We start from the raw sequence: 21602 nt of genomic DNA on the forward strand, positions 1-21602 counted from the left end.
GATTTTCAAAAGTAATAAGATTAATTTGAAACTTTTAGGGATTTTGCTCCAAAACCAAAATATTAACTTTGAATGTATTGTTTTGTTAATTTTTTTAATATTTTTATGTAAGTAAATACGACAAGATTTTTTCTAAAGCCAAAAACACATGGATAACCAAACAAGATTTTTTAAAAGCGCGATTCTTCTACAGTTTATTCCAATCGTTTTATTGGGCGTGTTTTTATATTCAAAATTCGAATTTCAGGAAATTGCAAACATTCGAGAATTTCATCCAAATGAATTTAATTTAGGGGCACTTTTTCCAGTTTTATTCTTTGTGATTTGCTGTCTGGTTTCAATTTTTTATTTGTTTTCAAAGAAAAATCCCAATGAAACCGCAGCAGTTGAAATCCAGAAAAATTTGCGGATTAAGAATTTCTGGAAATTCTCGTTTTATTCCAATGCAATTTTAGCGACCTCCATCTTGATTTTTTTCGGAATTATAAAATTGCAACATCCAAGAGAAATGATTGTTCGAGGCGATGAAATTTTCTACTTTTTTATTTTTTTTCAAGCGCTTTTGCCTGTTTTATTGTCCTTGATTCTAGCTTCGTTTATGCTGACTTCGGGCGTATACTGGAAAACAAATAAAACCTTGGCAAGTGTCACAATGTTTCTGGGATTTTTCTTTTTCATAACATTTTTTTTAGGCGATTATTTATTTCTGAATGAATTCAAAAAAATGTCAACGTATCATTATGAAGCTCATGAATTAGAAGATAATGCTCAAGAAATGCCTACAGTTGTTGAGGAAGAAATCGATGAAAGTCAATATCAGGAAGGCGATTCAAGTGAAGATCGAGGTGAGCTAGTTGAAATCGAAGAAGCTTGGAATTACTTTTTAAACAATAAATATGACTTAAAAGGAAAGCAAGAATTTACAGAAGTCAGATATCCCATGTATTCGAATTTCCTCGAAAATACCGAAGAGGACGGCGATTATTTTTTAACCGGTTATGTGAAAGAAATTCGAAAAGATCCGGCGATGATATCTTTGGCTTTTGAAATGTATAAAGCGGTTCTGTACAATTCGGTCTCCCGAAGAACGTATCGAATCGCAAATTTTGATAAGGTAATTGACGGTTTGCTTTTTACCTACGAAGATTTGACAAGCGAAGAAAATTCTGGAAATATGCAGAAAATTTACAAAATAATGAGTGCTCCAAGAGAAACTTATGATCTTGATGCCGGCGAATATTATCCGCAATTGGAAAAATATTTTACAGCCGAAACCGTCGAATTATTAGAAAGCACGCGACTTTCAAACGGAAGCCAATTTTCAAACGGAGATATTGTTTGGTTTTATAGTTTTTGGGCCAGACGAAATCACGAAGGAAATGTCAACGAAGTGCTGTCAGTGTTGAGAGAAATCCAAGAAAATTATAATTAAAAGCCGAAGCAAAAATGATAAAATCCTATAAATTTATTCTGATAATTGAAGCTGTTATTCTTCTTTTGTCTTGGTTTTTTAAACCCTACATTTCGTTTGATGAAAATAGGTCATTTGGAACATTTCAAATTTTTATTTTGTCATTTCTGCCTGCGATTGTGCTGGGAATTAGTATTTTATTTCAGAAAATAGCGATTTCTGTTATCCAGTCTGATTCTGGAAAAATTCATGAAGGCTTTTCAGAAGAGAAAATCTGGAAAATTTCATTTTATACAAATCTCTTATTTGCAATCGTCGCCATTATCGCGGTGATGATAATTTGGTTGCTGAAATTTGAAATCGCTCCGGTCACTACGTATGATTTTTCAAGAGATATGGCCACAATTCTGCTAACGTTATTGATAGCAAGTTTTGCCATTGGAATTCTGTTGGTGATAAAAAAAACCGTTTGGGAAGTCAATAAATTCGTGGGAATTTTAATGATTCTTATCTCGATTCTTGTTTTTTTAGCAGCAGTTTATATTCCTGCGATTGGTTATTTTTATTTAAACAAAACCTTTGGAGATTCCGTTGAAAATACTGTTGAAGTAAGCGATTCTGCTGATGAAATGACTGAAGTTGCTGACGAACCAGATACAAAAGATTATGATTTTTATTCGTTCAACCAAAAGGATTTTTCGGATGTGGAAACAGGCGGTTATTTCGAAAAATATTATGACCGAGGAACAAACGAAAATGCAAAATCACAAGAACTCTTAGCCTTGTTTCTGTCTAAAAATTTAGACATCCGAGATGACCAATATATTTCTGAAATGAGGTATGCGATTATGTATGCGCAACACGAGGATGAATTTTCTGAAATTAATGACATCGACGAACAAATGGGCCGAAAGCCAGAAGAAATTCGGCAGGCTTTTGATAGTTATAAACCTTTGATTTACGCTTTTTTGAATGATAAAATTTACTTTGATTCTAACTTAAATTTGATTGTAGAAGCTTTAATTGCCAGCCACGAAGATATTGCTGAAACTGAAAACGCAGAAGTTTCAATGAAAAAGATCAATACGATAATGAATATGGGTTTTAAGGGGGAATTTCCTGGTGAATATTTCGAATCGTTGCAGCCGTTTATGTCCGAAAAAGTTTTGGCTCCGCTGAAAAAAAATGCCCAAAAATTCGAAGAAGAATTTGAATATAATTATAAGTTAAACGCGGTTTGGATTTACAGTTTTTGGGGCCGAAGATTTGAAGAGAAAAACCACGAAGAAGTTTTTAAAATCTTGCAAGAAATCAATCTACATTATCAGGAAAGTTAAAAATAACCGCAGATTTTCTGATTAAAAATAAATCTGAAAATCTGCGGCGAAAATAGTTTGCTAGATTTTTAATCAATCCATTTGTAGTATCTCGAGCCAATTAAATTCGGAATTTCTTTCTCGATTCTGTCTAAAACCCATTCATTTTTCGGATTTCTGACTGCGATTTTCTGTTCTTTTTTATGGAGTTTTTCGTAGGTTTGAAAATCAATTTCTTGACTTTCTTTCAAAGTTTCGAAGAGTTTTACTTTTGAAATTTGTTCTTTCCAAGTTGACTGAATTTCGCCTTCAAAAACTTTTGATTTTGAACCGCTTCCGTATGCTAAAAACCCAAAATTCTTTCCAGCAATTTCTTTTTCTGAATCATAGAAATCTGCCAAAGTCGAAAGCAATCCCATAAAAATAGAACCAGTGTAAAGATTTCCAATTAGTGAAGAAGCCAATTCTGCCGGAAGCAATTTTTGGTTTACAAAATCTTTGTATTCTTCAGATTTGCTGATTTCTTTCAATTTATTTTGGTATTCAGAAGCATCTTCGTTTCCTGATAAGATCTTGGTTTTTGCGTCTAAAGTATAAATTTCTGAAAGCATTCGTCGCCCTTGAAAAGAATACGGCAAATGCATAATAATGCTTTCCCAAGAATCGTAAATTGTTTCTTCAGAATTTTTTAATTTCTTGAATGAAAAGTAAGCGTTTCTGGTGCGATCCATATAACATTGATTGGAATATTGTCCGTCAAAAACGGGCTGTTCTTTGTGGATTTCGATTTCGCTTTCCATGTTTTCAAACCAAGGCTCGTTGTTGAAATTTTTAGTAATTTCTGATTTTGAAATTGTTCGGTACGGTTTGAAAAAGTCGAAAAGACCTTTAGTGTTTGTTGCCCAATTGTTGTCAAAAGCAATAATTCTTGGATTTGAAGTTACTAACATTGCCAAAGCTCCGGCGCCTTGCGTGTATTCTCCGGTGGAATTTAAGTCGTATTTTGCAATGTCTGTTGTGACCACAATCGCTTTTTTTTCAGGATTTAATCGGATAAAATCCAGGCAGTTTTGCAACGCATCAACGCCTCCGATACAAGCAAAAGTGAAATCTACAGCGTCACACTCTGATAAAGAATCGGCGCCAAATTTTTCTTCCATCAAAGATAAAAGGAACGAAGCGATTGGTTTTGAAGAATCAATGCTGCTTTCAGTTCCGACATAAATTCTAGAAATTTCGGACAGATTAATTTCATTCTCTTGAATTAATTTGGTCAAGGCATTTGCTCCAAAAACCACGGGATCTTGATAAACATCTGGCAAAGTCATTTTGATCAAACCCAAACCTTTTTCCAATTTTTCAGGTTCGATATTTCTGGCATTCGCCAACGTTTTTATTGGTAAATGTATTTTTGCAATGTCAAAAGCGATGGCGTCAATTCCTGTTTTCATTCTGTTTTATTCTAAATTTTAGGATGCTAAAATTAGGATTCTGAATCTTAAAAAGACTTGTTTTTTATAGATAAATCGGACTTAAAATTGATTTTTATCGAATTAAAAATAAAGTTTCAGATAAATTACCAATTCAATAATTTTCGTTTTGCCGGCCGATGTTTTATGGCTATTTTTACACAACTTTTTAAAATTCATCCGATGAAATATTTTTTCTACATACTTGCTTTCCTTTTTTCGTTAAATATCGTGGCTCAAGACAAGCTTCCGTATCAATTATATGATAAAAACGGAAAGAAAACTACGTATAAAAAAATGGTGAAACAGGCTGAAAATGCTGAAGTTGTTTTGTTTGGAGAACACCACGATAACTCGATTGTGCATTGGTTGCAATTGGAATTTACGAAAGATTTATTTGAAAAAAAGCCATTGGTTTTAGGTGCAGAAATGATCGAAGCTGATAATCAAAAGCAGTTAAATCAGTACTTGACAGGTGAAATTAATCAAAAAGCGTTTGATACTTTAGCCCGACTTTGGAACAATCATAAAACTGATTACAAGCCGTTGGTGGATTTTGCAAAAGAAAAAAAACTGACTTTCGTGGCGGCAAATATTCCAAGACGATATGCGAGTTTGGTTTACAAGCAAGATTTTCAAGCGTTGGATAAATTATCTGCTGAAGAAAAAACATGGATTGCGCCGTTGCCAATTAAATATGATAAAAATCTTCCGGGTTATGTGAAAATGTTAGAAATGATGGGCGATCACGCAAGTCCGACGATGCCGAAAGCGCAAGCAATTAAAGATGCTACGATGGCGCATTTTATCTTGCAAAATTTAAAACCAAATACAACATTTGTTCATTATAACGGTTCGTTTCACAGTGATAATTTTGACGGAATCAATTGGTATTTGAAACAAGGAAAACCAGACTTGAAAATTATGACAATCGCAACGGTTTCTCAAAAAGACATCTCAAAAATCGAGAAAGAAAACCTAAAGCTTGCGGATTTTATAATTGTGGTGGACGAAGATGTTACTAAAACTTTTTAAAATTCCGCAATTTTCAAATGCTTTTAAAGTAATTTAAGGCGGTTTTTTACCAAATTCTTTGCTGTTTAAAATGCAAATCGAGAATAAAATTATTTATAACAAAATTTTGTGCTTGATTTACTGCGAAATACGTCCACTTTATACTGATTATAAATAAACCGAAAAGGTTGTAGTTAATTTGAATATGCCTTATTTTTGTGTGATTTTTTAAAACACACGAAACTCTTATGGCAAAATCTGCAATCTTAAAGTCATCGCTTGCAAAAAAGTATTGGATGTCTCTAACAGGTTTATTTTTATGCTTGTTTTTAGTTGGGCATTTAGCTGGAAACCTGCAATTGATTTTTAGCGATGCTTCGCACTTCAACGAATATGCATTGTTTATGACTACAAATCCGGTAGTCAAAATCTTATCTTATGTAACTTACATCTCAATTCTTTTTCACGCTGTTGATGGAATTTTGTTGACAATTCAAAACAGAAAAGCCAGGCCAATTAAATATGCCAAGGAAAATGCTGCTGCAAATACCGTTTGGGCATCAAGAAATATGGCTGTTTTGGGAACTTTGATTTTGATTTTTATCGTAACACACATGGTTAACTTTTGGGCCGTAATGCATTTTGATGAAAAAATGCCTTTGCAGACTACTCAAATCGATTACCAAGGTCAGAAATATGATTTTTATATTACAACTTCTTCTGGAAAAGACAAATATATTCCAACAAATTTAGAGCAAACTGGTCTTGAAATTAGAAACAGAACTGAATTTTGGGACAAAGCAGGAAACTTGAAAGTGGCAGACGGTTACAAAGATTTGCATAAAGTTACTTTCGCTTTCTTCAAAGATTCAAAATTCGGATTGATTGCTACAATATTATATGTGATTTCAATGATTGTTTTGGCTTTCCACTTGTCTCACGGTTTCGCCAGCGCATTCCAATCTTTAGGAGCAAATAACCCAAAATATAACGGATTGATTAAAGGTTTCGGAAAAGGATTTTCAATAATTGTACCTTTCTTGTTTGCAATTATCCCAGTTTATATCCACTTTTCAGAACAAATTAATTCACTTTTTGCTAAATAATATACTTATAAAATTATGAGTTTAGATTCAAAAATACCAAATGGTCCAATTTCGGACAAATGGACAAATTATAAAGACCATATTAATTTAGTGAACCCGGCTAACAAACGTAATATTGATATTATCGTTGTTGGAACTGGACTTGCGGGCGGTTCTGCTGCTGCAACTTTAGCTGAATTAGGTTATAACGTAAAAGCATTTTGCTTTCAAGATTCACCTCGTAGAGCACACTCGATTGCGGCTCAAGGTGGTATCAATGCTGCAAAAAACTATCAGGGTGACGGAGATTCAACTTTCCGTTTGTTTTATGATACTGTAAAAGGTGGTGACTATCGTGCTCGTGAAGCAAACGTTCACCGTCTTGCAGAAGTTTCTGCAAATATCATTGACCAATGTGTGGCACAAGGTGTTCCGTTGGCTCGTGAATATGGCGGACTTTTGGACAACCGTTCTTTTGGAGGAACTTTGGTTTCTAGAACTTTTTACGCAAAAGGACAAACCGGACAACAATTATTATTAGGAGCTTATTCTGCAATGAACCGTCAAATCGGTCGTGGAAAAATCAAAATGCACAACCGTCACGAAATGCTAGATTTAGTTATCGTAAACGGAAAAGCAAGAGGAATTATCGCTCGTAATTTGGTTACCGGAGAAATCGAAAGACATTCAGCGCACGCCGTTGTCATTGCTTCTGGAGGATACGGAAACGTGTTTTTCCTTTCAACGAATGCCATGGGAAGTAACGCGACTGCCGCTTGGAAAATACATAAAAAAGGAGCGTTTTTCGCAAATCCTTGTTATACACAAATTCACCCAACTTGTATTCCGGTTTCAGGAGATCACCAGTCAAAACTGACTTTGATGTCTGAATCTTTGCGAAATGACGGTAGAATTTGGGTTCCAAAATCATTGGAAGATGCGAAAGCAATCCGTGAAGGAAAAAAGAAACCTACAGATTTATCTGAAGAAGAAAGAGATTATTACTTGGAAAGAAGATACCCATCTTTTGGTAACTTGGTTCCTCGTGACGTGGCTTCTCGTGCTGCAAAAGAAAGATGTGATGCTGGTTATGGCGTGAACAAAACAGGTGAAGCAGTTTACTTAGATTTCGCGGCGGCAATTGAGCGTTATGGAAAAGAGCAAGCTTATATTAAAGGTCTTGATGCTGATGACAAGAAATTAATCATCAAATTGGGAACTGATGTTGTGGCTAACAAATATGGTAACTTGTTCCAGATGTATGAGAAAATCGTTGACGAAAATCCATACGTTACACCAATGATGATTTATCCAGCGGTTCACTACACAATGGGTGGAACTTGGGTTGATTATAACTTGATGACTACAATTCCGGGTTGTTTCTCAATCGGAGAATCAAATTTCTCTGACCACGGAGCGAACAGATTAGGAGCTTCTGCTCTAATGCAAGGTTTGGCTGACGGATATTTCGTATTGCCTTACACTATCGGAGATTATTTGGCTCCGGATATCAAAACTGGAAAAATTTCTACGGATTTACCAGAATTCGTTGAAGCTGAAAATAACGTTAGAGAGCAATTGAACAAATTTATCAATAATAACGGAAAGCATTCTGTTGACCACTTCCACAAGAAATTAGGGAAAATTATGTGGGATAAAGTTGGGATGGCGCGTAACGCTCAAGGTTTGAACGAAGCGATCCACGAAATTGCAGAATTGCGTGAAGAATTTTACAGAGATGTAAAAGTTCCGGGATCAATCGACAGTTTTAACCAAGAATTAGAAAAAGCAATGCGTGTGGCTGATTTCCTTGAATTAGGGGAGCTTTTCGCAAAAGATGCTTTACACAGAAACGAATCTTGCGGTGGCCACTTCCGTGAAGAATACCAAACCGAAGAAGGAGAAGCAATGCGTGATGACGAAAATTTCGCATACGTTGCTGCTTGGGAATACAAAGGAAAACCTAGCGAAGCTGTATTACACAAAGAACCTTTGGTTTACGAAAATATTAAACTGGTTCAAAGAAGTTACAAATAAAAATTAGTCAAAAGTCACAAGTCAAAAGTCTCAAAGTAGAAGACTTTCGACCTTCGACTTTAAGACTTTTAAACTGAAAAAAGATGAAACTTACATTAAAAATATGGCGTCAAAAAAACGCTAAAGAAACTGGAAAAATCGTGGATTACCCAATCGACGGTGTGGAACCAGATATGTCTTTCCTTGAGATGCTTGACGTTTTAAACGAAGGTTTGATCAATAAAGGCGAAGATCCTGTGGCTTTTGACCACGATTGTCGCGAAGGAATCTGCGGTATGTGTTCGCTTTTCATCAACGGTGAAGCACACGGGCCAGACAGAGCCGTGACGACTTGCCAATTGCACATGAGAATGTTCAAGGATGGCGACACGATTTTTATCGAACCGTTCCGTGCAAAAGCATTCCCGGTGATTAAAGATTTAGTTGTGGACAGAAGTTCTTTCGACAGAATCCAACACGCTGGTGGTTTTATTTCTGTAAATACTTCAGGAAACACGATTGACGCCAATACAATTCCAATTAACAAGCACGACGCTGACCGTTCGTTTGACGCTGCAACTTGCATTGGATGTGGCGCTTGCGTAGCTTCTTGTAAAAACTCTTCAGCAATGTTGTTCGTTTCTGCAAAAGTATCGCAGTTCGCTTTATTGCCACAAGGAAAAGTGGAAGCGCACGACCGTGTTTTGAATATGGTACACCAAATGGACCAAGAAGGTTTCGGAAACTGTACAAACACTGGAGCTTGTGAAGTAGAATGTCCAAAAGGAATTTCTCTTGAAAACATCGCAAGAATGAACAGAGAATATTTGGTTGCAAGTATGAAATAATTGGTTTTGACCAAAAGAAAATAGCCAAAAGGCAAACACAAGAGAACGCATCTGTTAATTCAGGTGCGTTTTTTTTTTTTGAAGCCAATCCCGCTTTCCGCTTCAACTCCTCAACAAAAAAGGCGTGTTTTTAAAAGATAAAAAGAGCTTCCGCCGGTCGCTTTTTTATCTCAAAAAACACTGCCTTTTTTGTTTCTGGGGTTTCCGCTACAATCGGGGCTAGGAGCGAACTTACGAACAATCTATACACAACAAAGGGAAGCTCTTCAACAATATTTTCTATATTTGAAAAACAAAACAAACAAAATGAAATATTTCTCCCTATTACTACTTATTTCAACGTTTACTTTCGCACAAAATTACCAAAAATATGTAAATCCGATGATTGGAACCGGCGGTCACGGACATACTTTTCCCGGAGCAACAGTACCTTTTGGGATGGTGCAACTTTCTCCCGATACCAGAATTGACGGAAGCTGGGACGGATGTTCAGGCTACCATTTTGACGATTCCATAATCTACGGATTTTCGCATACGCATTTAAACGGAACCGGAGTTTCTGATTTTGGAGATATTATGTTGATGCCAACAATGGGCGAGCCAAGATTGACGAACGAAGAATATTCTTCGAAATTCTCTCATAAAAATGAAAAAGCGTCAGCCGGATTTTATTCCGTAAAATTATACAAGCATAATATTGACGTGAGTTTGACAGCTTCCACTCGAGTTGGTTTTCACGAATATACGTTTAATAATTCTGGTCAAGCCAATGTTGTTTTAGACTTAAATCATCGAGATCATTTGCTGATGGGCGAAGTCAGAATTATTGATGAGAAGACAATTGAAGTGGTGCGAAACAGTGAAGCTTGGGCTAGAAATCAATTTGTTTATGCAAGAATTGAATTCAGCCAGCCAATGAAAATTACAAAAGTGAATAACAATGCATTCGCTCCGGCGAAAGTAACCGACAAATTTTTTGCAGGAAGTTTGCTGTCAATGAGTTTCTCCAAACAAGTCAAAAAAGGGGAAAAATTATTGGTAAAAGTATCGCTTTCGCCAACGTCAGTTCAAGGAGCGAATCTAAATATGTCTGAAATAAAACATTGGGATTTCAAAAAAGTAAAAATCGATGCAGAGCAACTTTGGAACAAAGAATTATCTAAAATTGAAGTCACATCTTCGGATAAAAATAAGAAGTCAATTTTCTATACGGCCTTGTATCACACGATGATGCAACCGAATATCGCACAAGATTTAGACGGAAAATACCGCGGGAGAGACAATGAAATTCACACCGCAGAAGGTTTTGATTATTACTCGGTTTTCTCGCTTTGGGACACATTCCGCGCTGCGCATCCTTTATATACTTTGATTGATAAAAAGCGCACGGCAGATTTTATCAATACTTTTTTGAAGCAATACGAACAAGGTGGAAGACTGCCAGTTTGGGAATTGGCGTCCAATGAAACGGATTGCATGATTGGCTATCACTCGGTTTCTGTAATGGCCGATGCGATGGCAAAAGGAATTACTGGCTTTGATTATGAAAAAGCTTTTGAAGCATCAAAACATGCAGCAATGTTGGACCATTTAGGTTTAAATGCGTACAAAAAAAACGGATTTATCAGCATTGATGACGAACACGAAAGCGTTTCAAAAACCGTTGAATATGCCTATGACGATTGGTGTATTGCGCAGATGGCGATGATTTTAGACAAAAAAGAAGACTACAACTATTTCATGAAACGTTCCCAAAACTGGAAAAATATCTTTGATTGGGAAACGAAATTTATGCGTCCGAAGAAAAATGGCGGTTGGGACAAACCTTTTGATCCCAGAGAAGTCAACAATAATTTTACCGAAGGAAATTCGTGGCAATATTCTTTTTTTGTACCGCAGGATATTCCGGGTATGATTGAGGCTTATGGCGGAAGTGAAAAATTTGAAGCTAAATTAGATGAAATGTTCAATAGCGAAAGCAAAACTACAGGACGAGAACAAGCCGATGTTACAGGATTGATTGGGCAATATGCACACGGAAACGAGCCGAGTCACCACATGGCTTATTTGTACAATTACATCGGGAAACCTGAAAAAACGCAAGCCAAAGTGAATTACATTTTAAATGAATTCTATAAAAATGCTCCCGACGGATTGATTGGAAATGAAGATTGCGGGCAAATGAGCGCTTGGTACGTTTTAAGTTCCATAGGAATTTATGCGGTAACTCCAGGAAGTGGCGAATGGACAAAAACAACACCTTATTTTGATAATGTAAAAATCAATTTTGAAAACGGCGAAAGTTTGAACATTTCTAAAAAAGGAATGAAAGGTTATTTGAAGGAAGTTTGGGCGAAAGCGAAGGAACAGAGTTTTGAAAAGATTACGATTGTTCCTGTTATTAGTGCTGAAAGTAAGTCTTTTAAGGATAAAATGGCTGTTGAATTTACAGCTATGAATAATCCAACGGAATACTTTTACAGTGTCAATGATAAAAAATTTGAAATGCTTAATAAAGGATTAATTTTAGACGAAACGTCCAATGTAAAGATTTACACAGACAATGGCTTCGGGAAAGTAAGCGACACTATTTCAGCCACATTCATCAAAAAGCCGAACAATTATTCGGTAAAATTAAACTCAAAATACAACCCGCAATATCACGCCGGAGGTGATGAAGGTTTAATTGACGGAATTTTTGGAAGCGAAAACTGGCGAAAAGGCGATTGGCAAGGTTATCAAAGCCAAGATTTTGAAGCGGTAATTGATTTGAATGAAACTAAAAAAGTGAAATCAATTTCTGCAAGATTTTTACAAGATTCAAGAGCTTGGATTTTAATGCCGACAAAAGTGGAATTTTATACTTCAGAAGATAATGTGAATTTCAAATTGGTAAAAACCATCGAAAATAAATTGGATGCCAGAAATACTGAAGTTCAAATTGCTGATTTTGAAACGTTAATTCCAGAAACAAGAGCAAAATTTGTAAAAGTAAAAGCTAACAATTTCGGAAAACTTCCAGAATGGCATCAAGGGGCTGGCGGTGAAGCCTTTATTTTCGTTGATGAAATTATAATTAATTAGAATGAAGCTACAAGAATTTTGATAATTATAAAAACTTCTCAAATCTGTGTTCCAATAAACTTTCGAGAATCGCATCATTTTTTTTTGGTGGAAATGCTTTTGTTTTCATCGATGAAATTACATTTAAAAAAAAGCAACACAGATTTAAATAATTTATAAAATTATAAAAATTTCTCAAATCTGTGTTCCGAAAATTTTTGAGAATGACATCGAGGTTTTGATGGGAATGCTATCATTTTTTTCGATGAAATCACATCGAAAAAAACAATACAGATTTAAAAAATTTAGAGAATTATAAAAGTTTCTCAAATCGGCGTTGCTGTCAGTTCAAGATATTTCAATTCTAATGCCATTCAATTTTACGACATTAAGAAAAATAATGTAAATTAATTTTTAAATCTACGAAATCGATATATTTCTGATTGGTAAATTTTATATCTTTATGAGAATTCAATTTTTTATAATCCGATGGAAATTTACCATATCAGTGCCGAATGTTATCCTGTTGCCAAAGTCGGAGGTCTTGCCGATGTTGTTGGTGCTTTGCCAAAATACCAAAACGATTTGGGCCACAAGGCTAGAGTTGTTGTCCCAAAATATGGCACCAAATTCAACCAAGAAAACAATTTTGAAATAATCCATTCTGGAAGTTTAAAACTCGGAATGTTCGATTTTAACTATGAAATCCAAAAAGAGAAAACGAATGTTTTGGGTTTTGAACTTTTCGTAGTTTCAATTCCCGCGCTTTTTGATCGGCCAAATGTGTATTCTTATGATGACGATACCGAGCGTTTTTTGGCATTTCAAATTGCTTTTCTAAAGTGGCTTTCAGAAACCAATCAACAGCCGGATATTTTGCATTCGCACGATCATCACACCGGATTGATTCCGTTTATGGTGCAATTTTGCTATGATTTTGCTTCTTTAAAAGAAACGCCGACGGTTTTGACAATTCACAACGGTCAATATCAAGGCTGGTTTGACTTTGATAAAATCGATTATATTCCTGAATTTAATAAATTAAAAACTGGATTTTTAGATTGGAATAATATCATAAATCCTTTGGCCACAGCAATAAAATGTGCTTGGAAAGTGACCACGGTTTCACCAAGTTATTTGGATGAAATCAGTTTTGAAATGAATGGTTTGGAAGATTTGCTTCGACTGGAACGACCAAAATCAATCGGAATCTTAAACGGAATCGACACTGAAATTTGGAATCCAAAAACCGATCCGATGTTAGAATCCAATTATGATTTGAAGGATTTTAAAGTCGGAAAACGTAAAAATAAACAAGCGCTTTGTGACCAATTTAATTTAGATGTTTCAAAACCGCTTTTCACTTTCATCGGAAGATTGGTCGATGAGAAAGGCGCTGACTTGCTTCCTGAAATCTGCAATTTGGCCCTGCTCGCACATCCAAAAGAAATAAACATCTTCATTTTAGGTTCTGGAAATCCAGATTTAGAGATGAAACTACAAGAAATAAAAAGCTTCCACCAAGGAAATTACAACGTTTACATTGGTTACAACGAAAAATTAGCGCATCAAGTTTATGCCGGAGCTGATTTTCTATTGATGCCTTCAAGAGTTGAGCCTTGCGGTTTAAACCAAATGTATTCGCTGAGATATGGAACGATTCCGATTGTCAGGCGAACTGGCGGTTTAAAAGATACCGTGATTGATATTGGCGACAACGGTTTTGGGATTTGTCACGAGCAAACTTCAGTTTCTGATGTTATTTATTCGATAAATCGCGCGGTCGAATTGTATCAAAATCAAGAAAAAACAGAAGCAATTATAAGAACAACAATGCAGATTGACCATTCTTGGAACAAGGCTGCACAAGAATATATCAACGTTTATCAATCATTAAAAACCGAAAAATGAATAAGAATACATTAGCCATCATTTTGGGTGGCGGGCAAGGTTCCAGATTAGCGCCATTAACAGAAAGCCGTTCAAAGCCAGCAGTTCCCATTGCGGGAAAATATCGTTTGGTTGATATTCCGATCTCAAATTGCATTAATTCTGACATCAAAAGAATGTTTGTTTTGACACAGTTCAACTCTGCTTCTTTGAATCAACATATAAAAAATACCTACCAATTTAGTCATTTCAGTAACGCTTTTGTGGACATTTTGGCGGCAGAACAAACGCCAGATAATCCAACCTGGTTTCAAGGAACTGCCGATGCCGTTCGCCAATGTATGTCGTATTTTGTGAACCACAATTTTGATTATGCGCTGATTCTTTCGGGCGATCAATTGTACCAAATGGATTTCAACGAAATGATTGAAGCGCACGAAAAAGCCGGAGCTTCTCTGACAATTGCAACGCTTCCGGTAAATGCAAAAGATGCTCCAGAATTTGGGATTTTGAAAACCGATGATAACAGCTTGATTACGTCTTTTATTGAAAAACCAAAAGCTGATTTATTACCAGAATGGACTTCAGAAGTAAGCGACGAAATGAACGAAGAAGGACGTCATTACTTGGCTTCCATGGGAATTTATATTTTCAATAGAGAACTTTTGATTCAATTGATGGCTGATCCTGACACGAAAGATTTTGGAAAAGAAATTATTCCGGAAGCGATTTTGAAAGAAAAAGTTTTGAGCTATCAATATGAAGGTTATTGGACAGATATCGGTAATATTGATTCTTTTTTTGAAGCAAATTTAGGCTTGACCGATGATATTCCGAAGTTTAATTTATTTCATAATACGAATAAGATTTTTACACGAGCGAGAACTTTGCCACCATCAAAAATCACCGACGGAACTTCGATTGACAAATCTGTAATTGCAGAAGGTTGTATCATCAATGGAGCAAAAATTGAGCATTCGGTAATTGGAATCAGAAGTAGAATTGGGATGGGTTCCTCGATTTCAAATACGTATATTATGGGGAATGATTTCTACCAAAATTTGGATGAAATCAGCCATAATTTAGAACATAATATTACGAATATCGGAATTGGGAAAAACTGCGTGATTGATAATACGATTATTGACAAAAACTGTAAAATTGGGAATAATGTGATTTTAAAAGGCGGAAAACACCTCGAAGATGCTAATACAAAACTGTACACAATTAAAGACGGAATCATTATCGTGAAAAAAAGAGCGATTCTGGAAGATGGATTTACTATAGAATAAATATGAAAATTGCTTTAATTCAAGCGCCGTTGGTTTGGGAAAATCCAAAAGCTAATCGTGACTATTTTGAAGAAAAAATCAAGTCGGTTTCTGATGAAATCGACTTGGTTATTTTACCCGAAATGTTCTCGACAGGATTTACTATGAATCCTTCGGAAGTTTTTGAAACTATGGACGGAGAAACCATTTCGCTTTTAAAAAATTTAGCGAAAGCAAAGAATTTAGCCATTACCGGAAGCTTGATTATTAAGGAAAACGATAAGTTTTACAATCGTTTGGTTTTTGTTTTTCCTTCGGCAGAAATTAAAAAATACGACAAGCGCCATTTGTTTTCTTTAGCTGGAGAAGAAAAAATTTACACAGCCGGAAATGATAAATTAATCGTGGAATATTTAGGTTGGAAAATTTGTCCGTTGATTTGTTATGACCTGCGATTTCCTGTTTTTGCCCGAAATGTTGAAGATTATGATTTGCTGATTTACGTAGCCAATTGGCCAGAAGTCAGAATAAATGCTTGGGATATTTTGCTAAAAGCAAGAGCTGTAGAAAATATGGCGTACACAATCGGAGTCAACAGAATTGGAAAAGACGGCAATGATTATCCGCATAACGGACATTCTCAAGTTGTTGATTTTCTTGGAAATTACGCCATCGAACCGCAAGAAACCGAAGGAGTTTTTACCACAGAATTAAACAAAAAAGAATTGCAAGAAGCCCGAAATAAATTTGGTTTTTTGAATGATAAAGATGATTTTGAGATAAAATAGAAAAGAAATGATTTACGGAGAAAGATTAAAAATTTCGTCCATATAATCCCAATTTGCCCTGAAATCATATTCACTTGGATAATAAATCACTTCTTCGGGTTGAAGTTTTTCAAGGAAATTTCCGGTGTCCCAAATGCCATTTTTATTCGTGTCATAAATAGCCCTGACCGAAACAATTCCAGGCTGAATTCCAGAAAAATCTAATATTTCATCATTTTCAACATACTTTGAAGTAAGAACTTCTCCTTTTTTATTTACAAGTTCTACAATCACCGGATACTGTTTTACGTTCTGAAGCCTCATTCTCATTGTGGCATATTCGCTCGAAGCCTGTGTTTTTAAATTGTATTTTAAGGTGTCATTCGCTGTTTCAAGATAAGTTGTCAGCGCTCCAGGAAGCATTACGATGGAATAGGATTGCGATTCCTCGAGAGCAAAATCCATTCTTATATTTTGATAGAATTCATCATAATTTGTCGTGAAATCAACCGCGACAGAATCTTTGTTAATCAAGCTGATTTTTGAATTATCAATCGAAGAAATAGGCAGTGAAGAGTTAATGGTAAATTTCTCCAGCGGATGCAATGTCCCACTTTGCTTTGGCGAAAAACTCAAAGTATCTTTCTTAAATTCCTTCATTTTAACCGTAAAATCTTTCTCAAAACTTCCTTTTTTCATTGAAATCGAAAGAGAATCTACTTTTAAAGGCTTGAACCATAATTGCAACGAATCTTTTTCAGGAAATTTTGTCAATTTTATAGGCAATTCTTCCGAGCCATTTTTTAAGGTAACCGCCACTTTATCAGCATTTCCTTCGTATGGAATTACCAATCTGTTTCCAGAAGCTTGATAAGGCCTACTTCCTTTAAAATCAGGAATTTCACTAAATAATTTTAACTCATAAACAGAATCTGTTGGGATGGTAATAAACTCTTTTTTAAAAGCAATTTTCTCCTTGTTTGCGTTAAATTTAAAATTGTTATTTAGGTCTTTTAAAGCAATCAGCATATATTTCCCTTCCTTTAAATTCTCCAATTTAAAAGTTTTCAAACTGTCTAAAGTATTGGTAATATATCTAGGATTTTGCTTATAAACGATAGAATCCGTAAACTTTTCATCCACTTCATAAAGCATTACAGACACAAAATTGTCCACATCTTTTTTCAAAGCATCTTTTACGGTGCCACTCAATTCAAGCGAATCGATATAAGTTCCGGTCGAAAAAACGTACTTAAATTGCTGATACGGATTTCCTTCGTTGTTATCCTGAATACTGCTTCCAAAGTTAAAACTATACGTAGTATTTGGTTTCAAAGTATCTTTAATCCTAATATTGATGTACTTGCTCGCGTTCGTTGGCGTGATCACCGGCGCATATTCCATCGGTGGCGACACGATCAACTGCTTATTCATGTCCTTAATCTTGATATATTCGTCAAACGTAATCCTGATTTCCTTCACGTTAAAATTAGTGCTGAAGTTTTCAGGCGAACTTGAGCGCATCACAGGTGGAATTGTATCTTTCATACCTCCAGTAATACTGCCCCTTTTTGCACAGCCAACAACCGCCAAAGCCAATATAAAAAGTAAAAATCGCAAACGAATCTTCAACATCAGAAAAATAATTTAGCCACAAAATAACAATTATATTTAGAGGAAACGAAATCTTTTAAGAAAATTATATTTCTGTTTTAGAAGCTAATCTGGCTAAAAACCAAGATTGTGCGTATCCGCGATCGAAACTATGCTCAGTTTTGTTCCGGGAATTTTCAAAATAGCTTTTGCACATGCTTCTAACGTGGAACCGGTTGTGATCACGTCATCAACCAGCAGAAAGTGTTTTCCATGATTTTCTTCGGAAAAATTGACTCCAAAAATTGTTGCATTCACGTCAGTTCTTCCCAAGAAATTTTTCTTTGTCTGCGTTTTTGAATAAATATTTCTGACCAATATAGAATCATCATATTTAATTTGAAGCTTTTCAGAAAGTGATTTCCCAAAGGTTTCAATCTGGTTGTAACCGCGTTCTTTCAGTCGTTTTTTATGTAAAGGCACCGGAATTATAGTATCAAAAGTTTTTGAGATTTCAAGATTTTTTAAATCTTCGGCATACCAATTTCCTAAGAAAGTTCCAATTTCTTGATGTCTATAATATTTTAAATTGTGAATCAAATTGTGAACAATACCGCTTCTGTGATAAAAAAGCATCGAAGCGCCGAACTGGATTTCAATTCGCCCATAGAATTTTTTGGTCAATTCATTCTCCAACTCTAAATGATAATTTGTCAGCGGAAGATTGTGCCTGCAAGAAGCGCAAATTATTTCTTCGTTTGAAAATAAAAAAGCTTCACAACCCAAACAGACCTTTGGGAACAACAAATTAAATAAATCTTTAAACATAGTTGATTGGCTTATAGCTTAATACGAAATAAATGTACAAAAATAAACGGCAATTGTTAAAAAAATTAAAAATTTATATTATTTAAGTTATTTCGACTAGATTATTTTAAGATAAAGTGCTTTTTAGCAGTTTAATTCACGCTTTGTCGATTATATTTTGTGACGCCGTATCGATGTTTTAGTTTTGCATAAATTTTACTACGAGAAATGGCTGTCAAAAATTATTTATTGGTCATAAAAGTTTCGGTCGTCATACTTTCTGTTGCGATCGTGGCACTTGCTGTAAAGTTGTATTATTCTGAAAATCAAAGAAATAGTTTGTTGAAGCATATTGAACTTGATAAAAAAATTCATAATAATGAGATGAATGAAATCTTAGTTCGGTATGATTCTGTGCTGATTAAAAACTTGAGATTAGAAGAAGAAGTTAGCGCAAATAACGACACGATTATTGACAACAATTCTGACTCTAGCCATAATAAATCCATCAAAAAATTAATAGGAAATATTTCTAATCTTGAAAAAGGAAATAACTTACAAGAGAAACAATTAGTTGCTTTAAATAGCATTTTAAAGTCAAAACAAATTGATCTTGAGTATGATAAAGGTGAAGTTGCTTCCTTAAATTCAAAAATTTCAAAGCTTCAAACCGAAATAAAAGAATCGGTTTCTGAAGTAGAAGCTAAAAAATTAAAAGCGATAAATGTGAACGCGATTGGTTCTAGAATAGTTTCCGAAAAAATTTTGGAAACTAAAAATCTCAACGGAACCGAGAAAATAAAGGTGTGTTTTACGTTAGAAGATAATCCGTTGATTGAAAATGGCGAAAAAGATATTTTTATCCAAATTATAAATCCAAAGTCGAATATTGTCAGTAAAAATCCTTCGGTTTTAGAAATAAAAGACAAAACACTTTTTTATAGCGCGAAAACAACCGTAAATTACGGAAAGGAAGATGTTGACGTTTGCGTTTTTGTTGATGCAAACAAAAACAATTTGGTTAAAGGAAATTATATAGTCAATATTTTTTCTGGAATAAATCTCATTGGCAAAACAAATCTTATGTTAAAGTAAATTTTCTTCCTATTAAATTTAACAACAGCCTCTATTTTCAATCCCTTTTTATATTTTTGCACTATGGCAAAACAAGAAGATTTATTTAAAAATGTAGTTTCGCACGCAAAAGAATACGGATTTATTTTTCCGTCAAGCGAAATTTATGATGGTTTAAGCGCAGTTTATGACTATGCTCAAAACGGAGTGGAGTTAAAGAAAAACATCCGTGAATATTGGTGGAAGTCAATGGTTCAGATGCACGAAAATATTGTGGGCCTTGATGCCTCAATCTTGATGCACCCAACTACTTGGAAGGCTTCTGGCCACGTCGATGCTTTTAACGACCCGTTAATTGACAACAAAGATTCAAAGAAAAGATACCGCGCTGACGTTTTAATTGAGGATTATGCAGAAAAATTAAACCAAAAAGCGCAGAAGGAAATTGAAAAAGCAAAGGTTCGTTTTGGCGATGCTTTTGACGAGCAAGAATTTATCAGAACAAACGCAAGAGTTGTTGAATATAAAGCGAAGCAAAGAGAAATTCTGGAAAGAATGGCAAAATCGTTGGGAGATGAAAATCTTGCAGATGTGAAAGCTTTGATCGAAGAATTGGAAATTGCTGATCCAGAAACGGGTTCAAGAAATTGGACAGAAGTGAAGCAATTCAACTTGATGTTTGGGACAAAATTAGGAGCTTCTGCAGAAAGCGCAATGGATTTATACCTTCGTCCAGAAACGGCTCAAGGTATTTTTGTAAACTTCTTAAATGTTCAAAAATCAGGAAGAATGAAAATTCCTTTTGGAATTGCTCAAACTGGTAAAGCGTTTAGAAATGAGATTGTTGCAAGACAATTTATTTTCAGAATGCGTGAATTTGAACAAATGGAAATGCAGTTTTTTGTGAAGCCGGGCGAAGAAATGAAATGGTATGAATACTGGAAAACGACGCGTTTAAACTGGCATTTGTCTCTTGGTTTAGGTCAAGAAAATTACCGTTTTCACGATCATGAAAAATTGGCGCACTATGCAAATGCTGCGGCAGATATTGAATTTAATTTCCCATTCGGGTTTAAAGAATTGGAAGGAATTCACTCAAGGACTGACTTTGACTTGAAAGCGCACGAGCAATTTTCGAACAAAAAGATGCAGTATTTTGATACCGAAGAAAACAAAAATTACACACCTTATGTTGTTGAAACTTCTGTTGGTTTAGACAGAATGTTTTTGGCAGTTTTTTCAAATTCATTGAAAGAGGAAACTTTGGAAGACGGTTCAACAAGAACAGTTTTACAGTTGCCAAGTGTTTTAGCGCCAACAAAAGTGGCAGTTTTACCTTTGGTTAAAAAAGACGGACTTCCTGATGTTGCAAGAGAAATTATTGAAGATTTAAAATGGGATTTCAATGTGGCTTATGATGAAAAAGATGCCGTTGGAAGACGTTACAGAAGGCAAGACGCACTTGGAACGCCATTTTGTATTACTGTTGATCACCAAACTTTAGAAGATAAAACGGTTACCATTCGCCACAGAGATTCGATGAAACAAGATCGTGTTGCTATCTCTGAATTGCGAGATATAATCAATAGAGAAGTTTCGATGAAACATTGGTTGATGAAAATGTAACTAAATTATTTGATATCAGAAAAGCCAGCCATTCGGTTGGCTTTTTTTTTGTCTAGAAAATTATTTTCGTAAGTAAAATATTATAAATAATTGATTCTCACTTTGCTACGATTCACTTTTACTTAGGAAAGTATTTTACATAATATTGAAAAAGATATCTATTTAATAAAAAAGTTAAGTAGTTCATCGGATTTTTACCTCCGTTAAATTATTTAATTAACAATAATTTAGAATGTATTAACAACAATTCTATTTTTGTAAATTATAAACTAAATTAGTCTGATTGCATACCACAAACTTTAGACTGAATACCAAACAATTTAAACAATTTATATAAGGAAAAAACGAATGA

General features: G+C 34.9%; 15 protein-coding genes. 12 read left to right on the forward strand and 3 right to left on the reverse strand.

Annotated elements, in window-relative coordinates; translation table 11 throughout:
- The first annotated feature begins 148 nt into the window (after window positions 1-148).
- Both ACFPVY_RS13360 and ACFPVY_RS13365 read left to right on the forward strand, forming a co-directional pair.
- Window positions 149-1432, forward strand: a complete 1284-nt coding sequence (locus tag ACFPVY_RS13360; protein ID WP_379792598.1) for a hypothetical protein — start codon at window positions 149-151, stop codon at window positions 1430-1432.
- A 14-nt stretch (window positions 1433-1446) separates the two neighbouring features.
- Window positions 1447-2748 (forward strand): hypothetical protein, encoded by a 1302-nt coding sequence (locus tag ACFPVY_RS13365; RefSeq protein WP_379792599.1) that lies wholly within the window; start codon window positions 1447-1449, stop codon window positions 2746-2748.
- A gap of 68 nt (window positions 2749-2816) precedes the next feature.
- Here ACFPVY_RS13365 and ACFPVY_RS13370 read toward each other — a convergent pair whose 3' ends face one another.
- A complete protein-coding gene (locus tag ACFPVY_RS13370) occupies window positions 2817-4178 on the reverse strand; it encodes a hydroxymethylglutaryl-CoA synthase family protein (protein WP_379792600.1) in 1362 nt (453 codons plus the stop codon).
- A 201-nt stretch (window positions 4179-4379) separates the two neighbouring features.
- Between ACFPVY_RS13370 and ACFPVY_RS13375 the strand changes: the two genes are divergently transcribed.
- The 8 genes from ACFPVY_RS13375 to ACFPVY_RS13410 all read left to right on the forward strand — a co-directional run bounded on the left by ACFPVY_RS13375 (window position 4380) and on the right by ACFPVY_RS13410 (window position 16171).
- A complete protein-coding gene (locus ACFPVY_RS13375; RefSeq protein ID WP_379792601.1) occupies window positions 4380-5231 on the forward strand; it encodes a ChaN family lipoprotein in 852 nt (283 codons plus the stop codon).
- 227 nt (window positions 5232-5458) lie between these two features.
- Window positions 5459-6316 carry a succinate dehydrogenase cytochrome b subunit gene (locus tag ACFPVY_RS13380; RefSeq protein ID WP_379792602.1) on the forward strand — a complete coding sequence of 286 codons (858 nt, stop codon included), beginning with the start codon at window positions 5459-5461 and terminating at the stop codon, window positions 6314-6316.
- Between the two features lie 15 nt (window positions 6317-6331).
- A complete protein-coding gene (locus ACFPVY_RS13385) occupies window positions 6332-8332 on the forward strand; it encodes a fumarate reductase/succinate dehydrogenase flavoprotein subunit (protein ID WP_379792603.1) in 2001 nt (666 codons plus the stop codon).
- 83 nt (window positions 8333-8415) lie between these two features.
- Entirely contained in the window at window positions 8416-9159 is a 744-nt protein-coding gene (locus ACFPVY_RS13390; RefSeq protein WP_379792604.1) for a succinate dehydrogenase/fumarate reductase iron-sulfur subunit, read from the forward strand.
- Between the two features lie 306 nt (window positions 9160-9465).
- Window positions 9466-12243, forward strand: a complete 2778-nt coding sequence (locus tag ACFPVY_RS13395) for a GH92 family glycosyl hydrolase (protein WP_379792606.1) — start codon at window positions 9466-9468, stop codon at window positions 12241-12243.
- A gap of 468 nt (window positions 12244-12711) precedes the next feature.
- On the forward strand, window positions 12712-14133 hold the full coding sequence (locus tag ACFPVY_RS13400; RefSeq protein ID WP_379792607.1) for a glycogen synthase: 1422 nt from the start codon (window positions 12712-12714) through the stop codon (window positions 14131-14133).
- Window positions 14130-15404 (forward strand): glucose-1-phosphate adenylyltransferase, encoded by a 1275-nt coding sequence (locus tag ACFPVY_RS13405; protein ID WP_379792608.1) that lies wholly within the window; start codon window positions 14130-14132, stop codon window positions 15402-15404. Before ACFPVY_RS13400 ends, ACFPVY_RS13405 begins: the two co-directional genes overlap by 4 nt.
- Window positions 15405-15406: 2 nt before the next feature.
- A complete protein-coding gene (locus tag ACFPVY_RS13410; protein WP_379792610.1) occupies window positions 15407-16171 on the forward strand; it encodes an amidohydrolase in 765 nt (254 codons plus the stop codon).
- A gap of 12 nt (window positions 16172-16183) precedes the next feature.
- On the opposite strand, the gene ACFPVY_RS13415 is transcribed toward ACFPVY_RS13410, so the two are convergent.
- Both ACFPVY_RS13415 and ACFPVY_RS13420 read right to left on the reverse strand, forming a co-directional pair.
- Window positions 16184-17785: an Ig-like domain-containing domain gene (locus ACFPVY_RS13415; protein ID WP_379792611.1), complete on the reverse strand. Its 1602-nt coding sequence runs from the start codon at window positions 17783-17785 to the stop codon at window positions 16184-16186.
- A 93-nt stretch (window positions 17786-17878) separates the two neighbouring features.
- Window positions 17879-18571, reverse strand: a complete 693-nt coding sequence (locus ACFPVY_RS13420; protein ID WP_379792612.1) for a ComF family protein — start codon at window positions 18569-18571, stop codon at window positions 17879-17881.
- Window positions 18572-18778: 207 nt separating this feature from the next.
- Here ACFPVY_RS13420 and ACFPVY_RS13425 point away from each other — a divergent pair, with 207 nt between their 5' ends.
- Both ACFPVY_RS13425 and ACFPVY_RS13430 read left to right on the forward strand, forming a co-directional pair.
- Window positions 18779-19645, forward strand: coding sequence for a hypothetical protein (locus tag ACFPVY_RS13425; protein WP_379792613.1), 867 nt, complete (start codon window positions 18779-18781; stop codon window positions 19643-19645).
- A 63-nt stretch (window positions 19646-19708) separates the two neighbouring features.
- Entirely contained in the window at window positions 19709-21250 is a 1542-nt protein-coding gene (locus ACFPVY_RS13430; RefSeq protein WP_379792614.1) for a glycine--tRNA ligase, read from the forward strand.
- Window positions 21251-21602: the final 352 nt, after the last annotated feature.

The organism is Flavobacterium qiangtangense (genome assembly GCF_042658345.1).
GTDB lineage: Bacteria > Bacteroidota > Bacteroidia > Flavobacteriales > Flavobacteriaceae > Flavobacterium > Flavobacterium qiangtangense.

Bases quoted from the DNA above. Each gene is read 5' to 3' on its own strand.
- ACFPVY_RS13415 (WP_379792611.1), bottom strand. From the start codon at position 17,785: ATGTTGAAGATTCGTTTGCGATTTTTACTTTTTATATTGGCTTTGGCG.
- ACFPVY_RS13390 (WP_379792604.1), top strand. From the start codon at position 8,416: ATGAAACTTACATTAAAAATATGGCGTCAAAAAAACGCTAAAGAAACT.
- ACFPVY_RS13380 (WP_379792602.1), top strand. From the start codon at position 5,459: ATGGCAAAATCTGCAATCTTAAAGTCATCGCTTGCAAAAAAGTATTGG.
- ACFPVY_RS13400 (WP_379792607.1), top strand. From the start codon at position 12,712: ATGGAAATTTACCATATCAGTGCCGAATGTTATCCTGTTGCCAAAGTC.
- ACFPVY_RS13385 (WP_379792603.1), top strand. From the start codon at position 6,332: ATGAGTTTAGATTCAAAAATACCAAATGGTCCAATTTCGGACAAATGG.
- ACFPVY_RS13375 (WP_379792601.1), top strand. From the start codon at position 4,380: ATGAAATATTTTTTCTACATACTTGCTTTCCTTTTTTCGTTAAATATC.
- ACFPVY_RS13410 (WP_379792610.1), top strand. From the start codon at position 15,407: ATGAAAATTGCTTTAATTCAAGCGCCGTTGGTTTGGGAAAATCCAAAA.
- ACFPVY_RS13425 (WP_379792613.1), top strand. From the start codon at position 18,779: ATGGCTGTCAAAAATTATTTATTGGTCATAAAAGTTTCGGTCGTCATA.
- ACFPVY_RS13370 (WP_379792600.1), bottom strand. From the start codon at position 4,178: ATGAAAACAGGAATTGACGCCATCGCTTTTGACATTGCAAAAATACAT.
- ACFPVY_RS13365 (WP_379792599.1), top strand. From the start codon at position 1,447: ATGATAAAATCCTATAAATTTATTCTGATAATTGAAGCTGTTATTCTT.
- ACFPVY_RS13430 (WP_379792614.1), top strand. From the start codon at position 19,709: ATGGCAAAACAAGAAGATTTATTTAAAAATGTAGTTTCGCACGCAAAA.
- ACFPVY_RS13395 (WP_379792606.1), top strand. From the start codon at position 9,466: ATGAAATATTTCTCCCTATTACTACTTATTTCAACGTTTACTTTCGCA.
- ACFPVY_RS13420 (WP_379792612.1), bottom strand. From the start codon at position 18,571: ATGTTTAAAGATTTATTTAATTTGTTGTTCCCAAAGGTCTGTTTGGGT.
- ACFPVY_RS13360 (WP_379792598.1), top strand. From the start codon at position 149: ATGGATAACCAAACAAGATTTTTTAAAAGCGCGATTCTTCTACAGTTT.
- ACFPVY_RS13405 (WP_379792608.1), top strand. From the start codon at position 14,130: ATGAATAAGAATACATTAGCCATCATTTTGGGTGGCGGGCAAGGTTCC.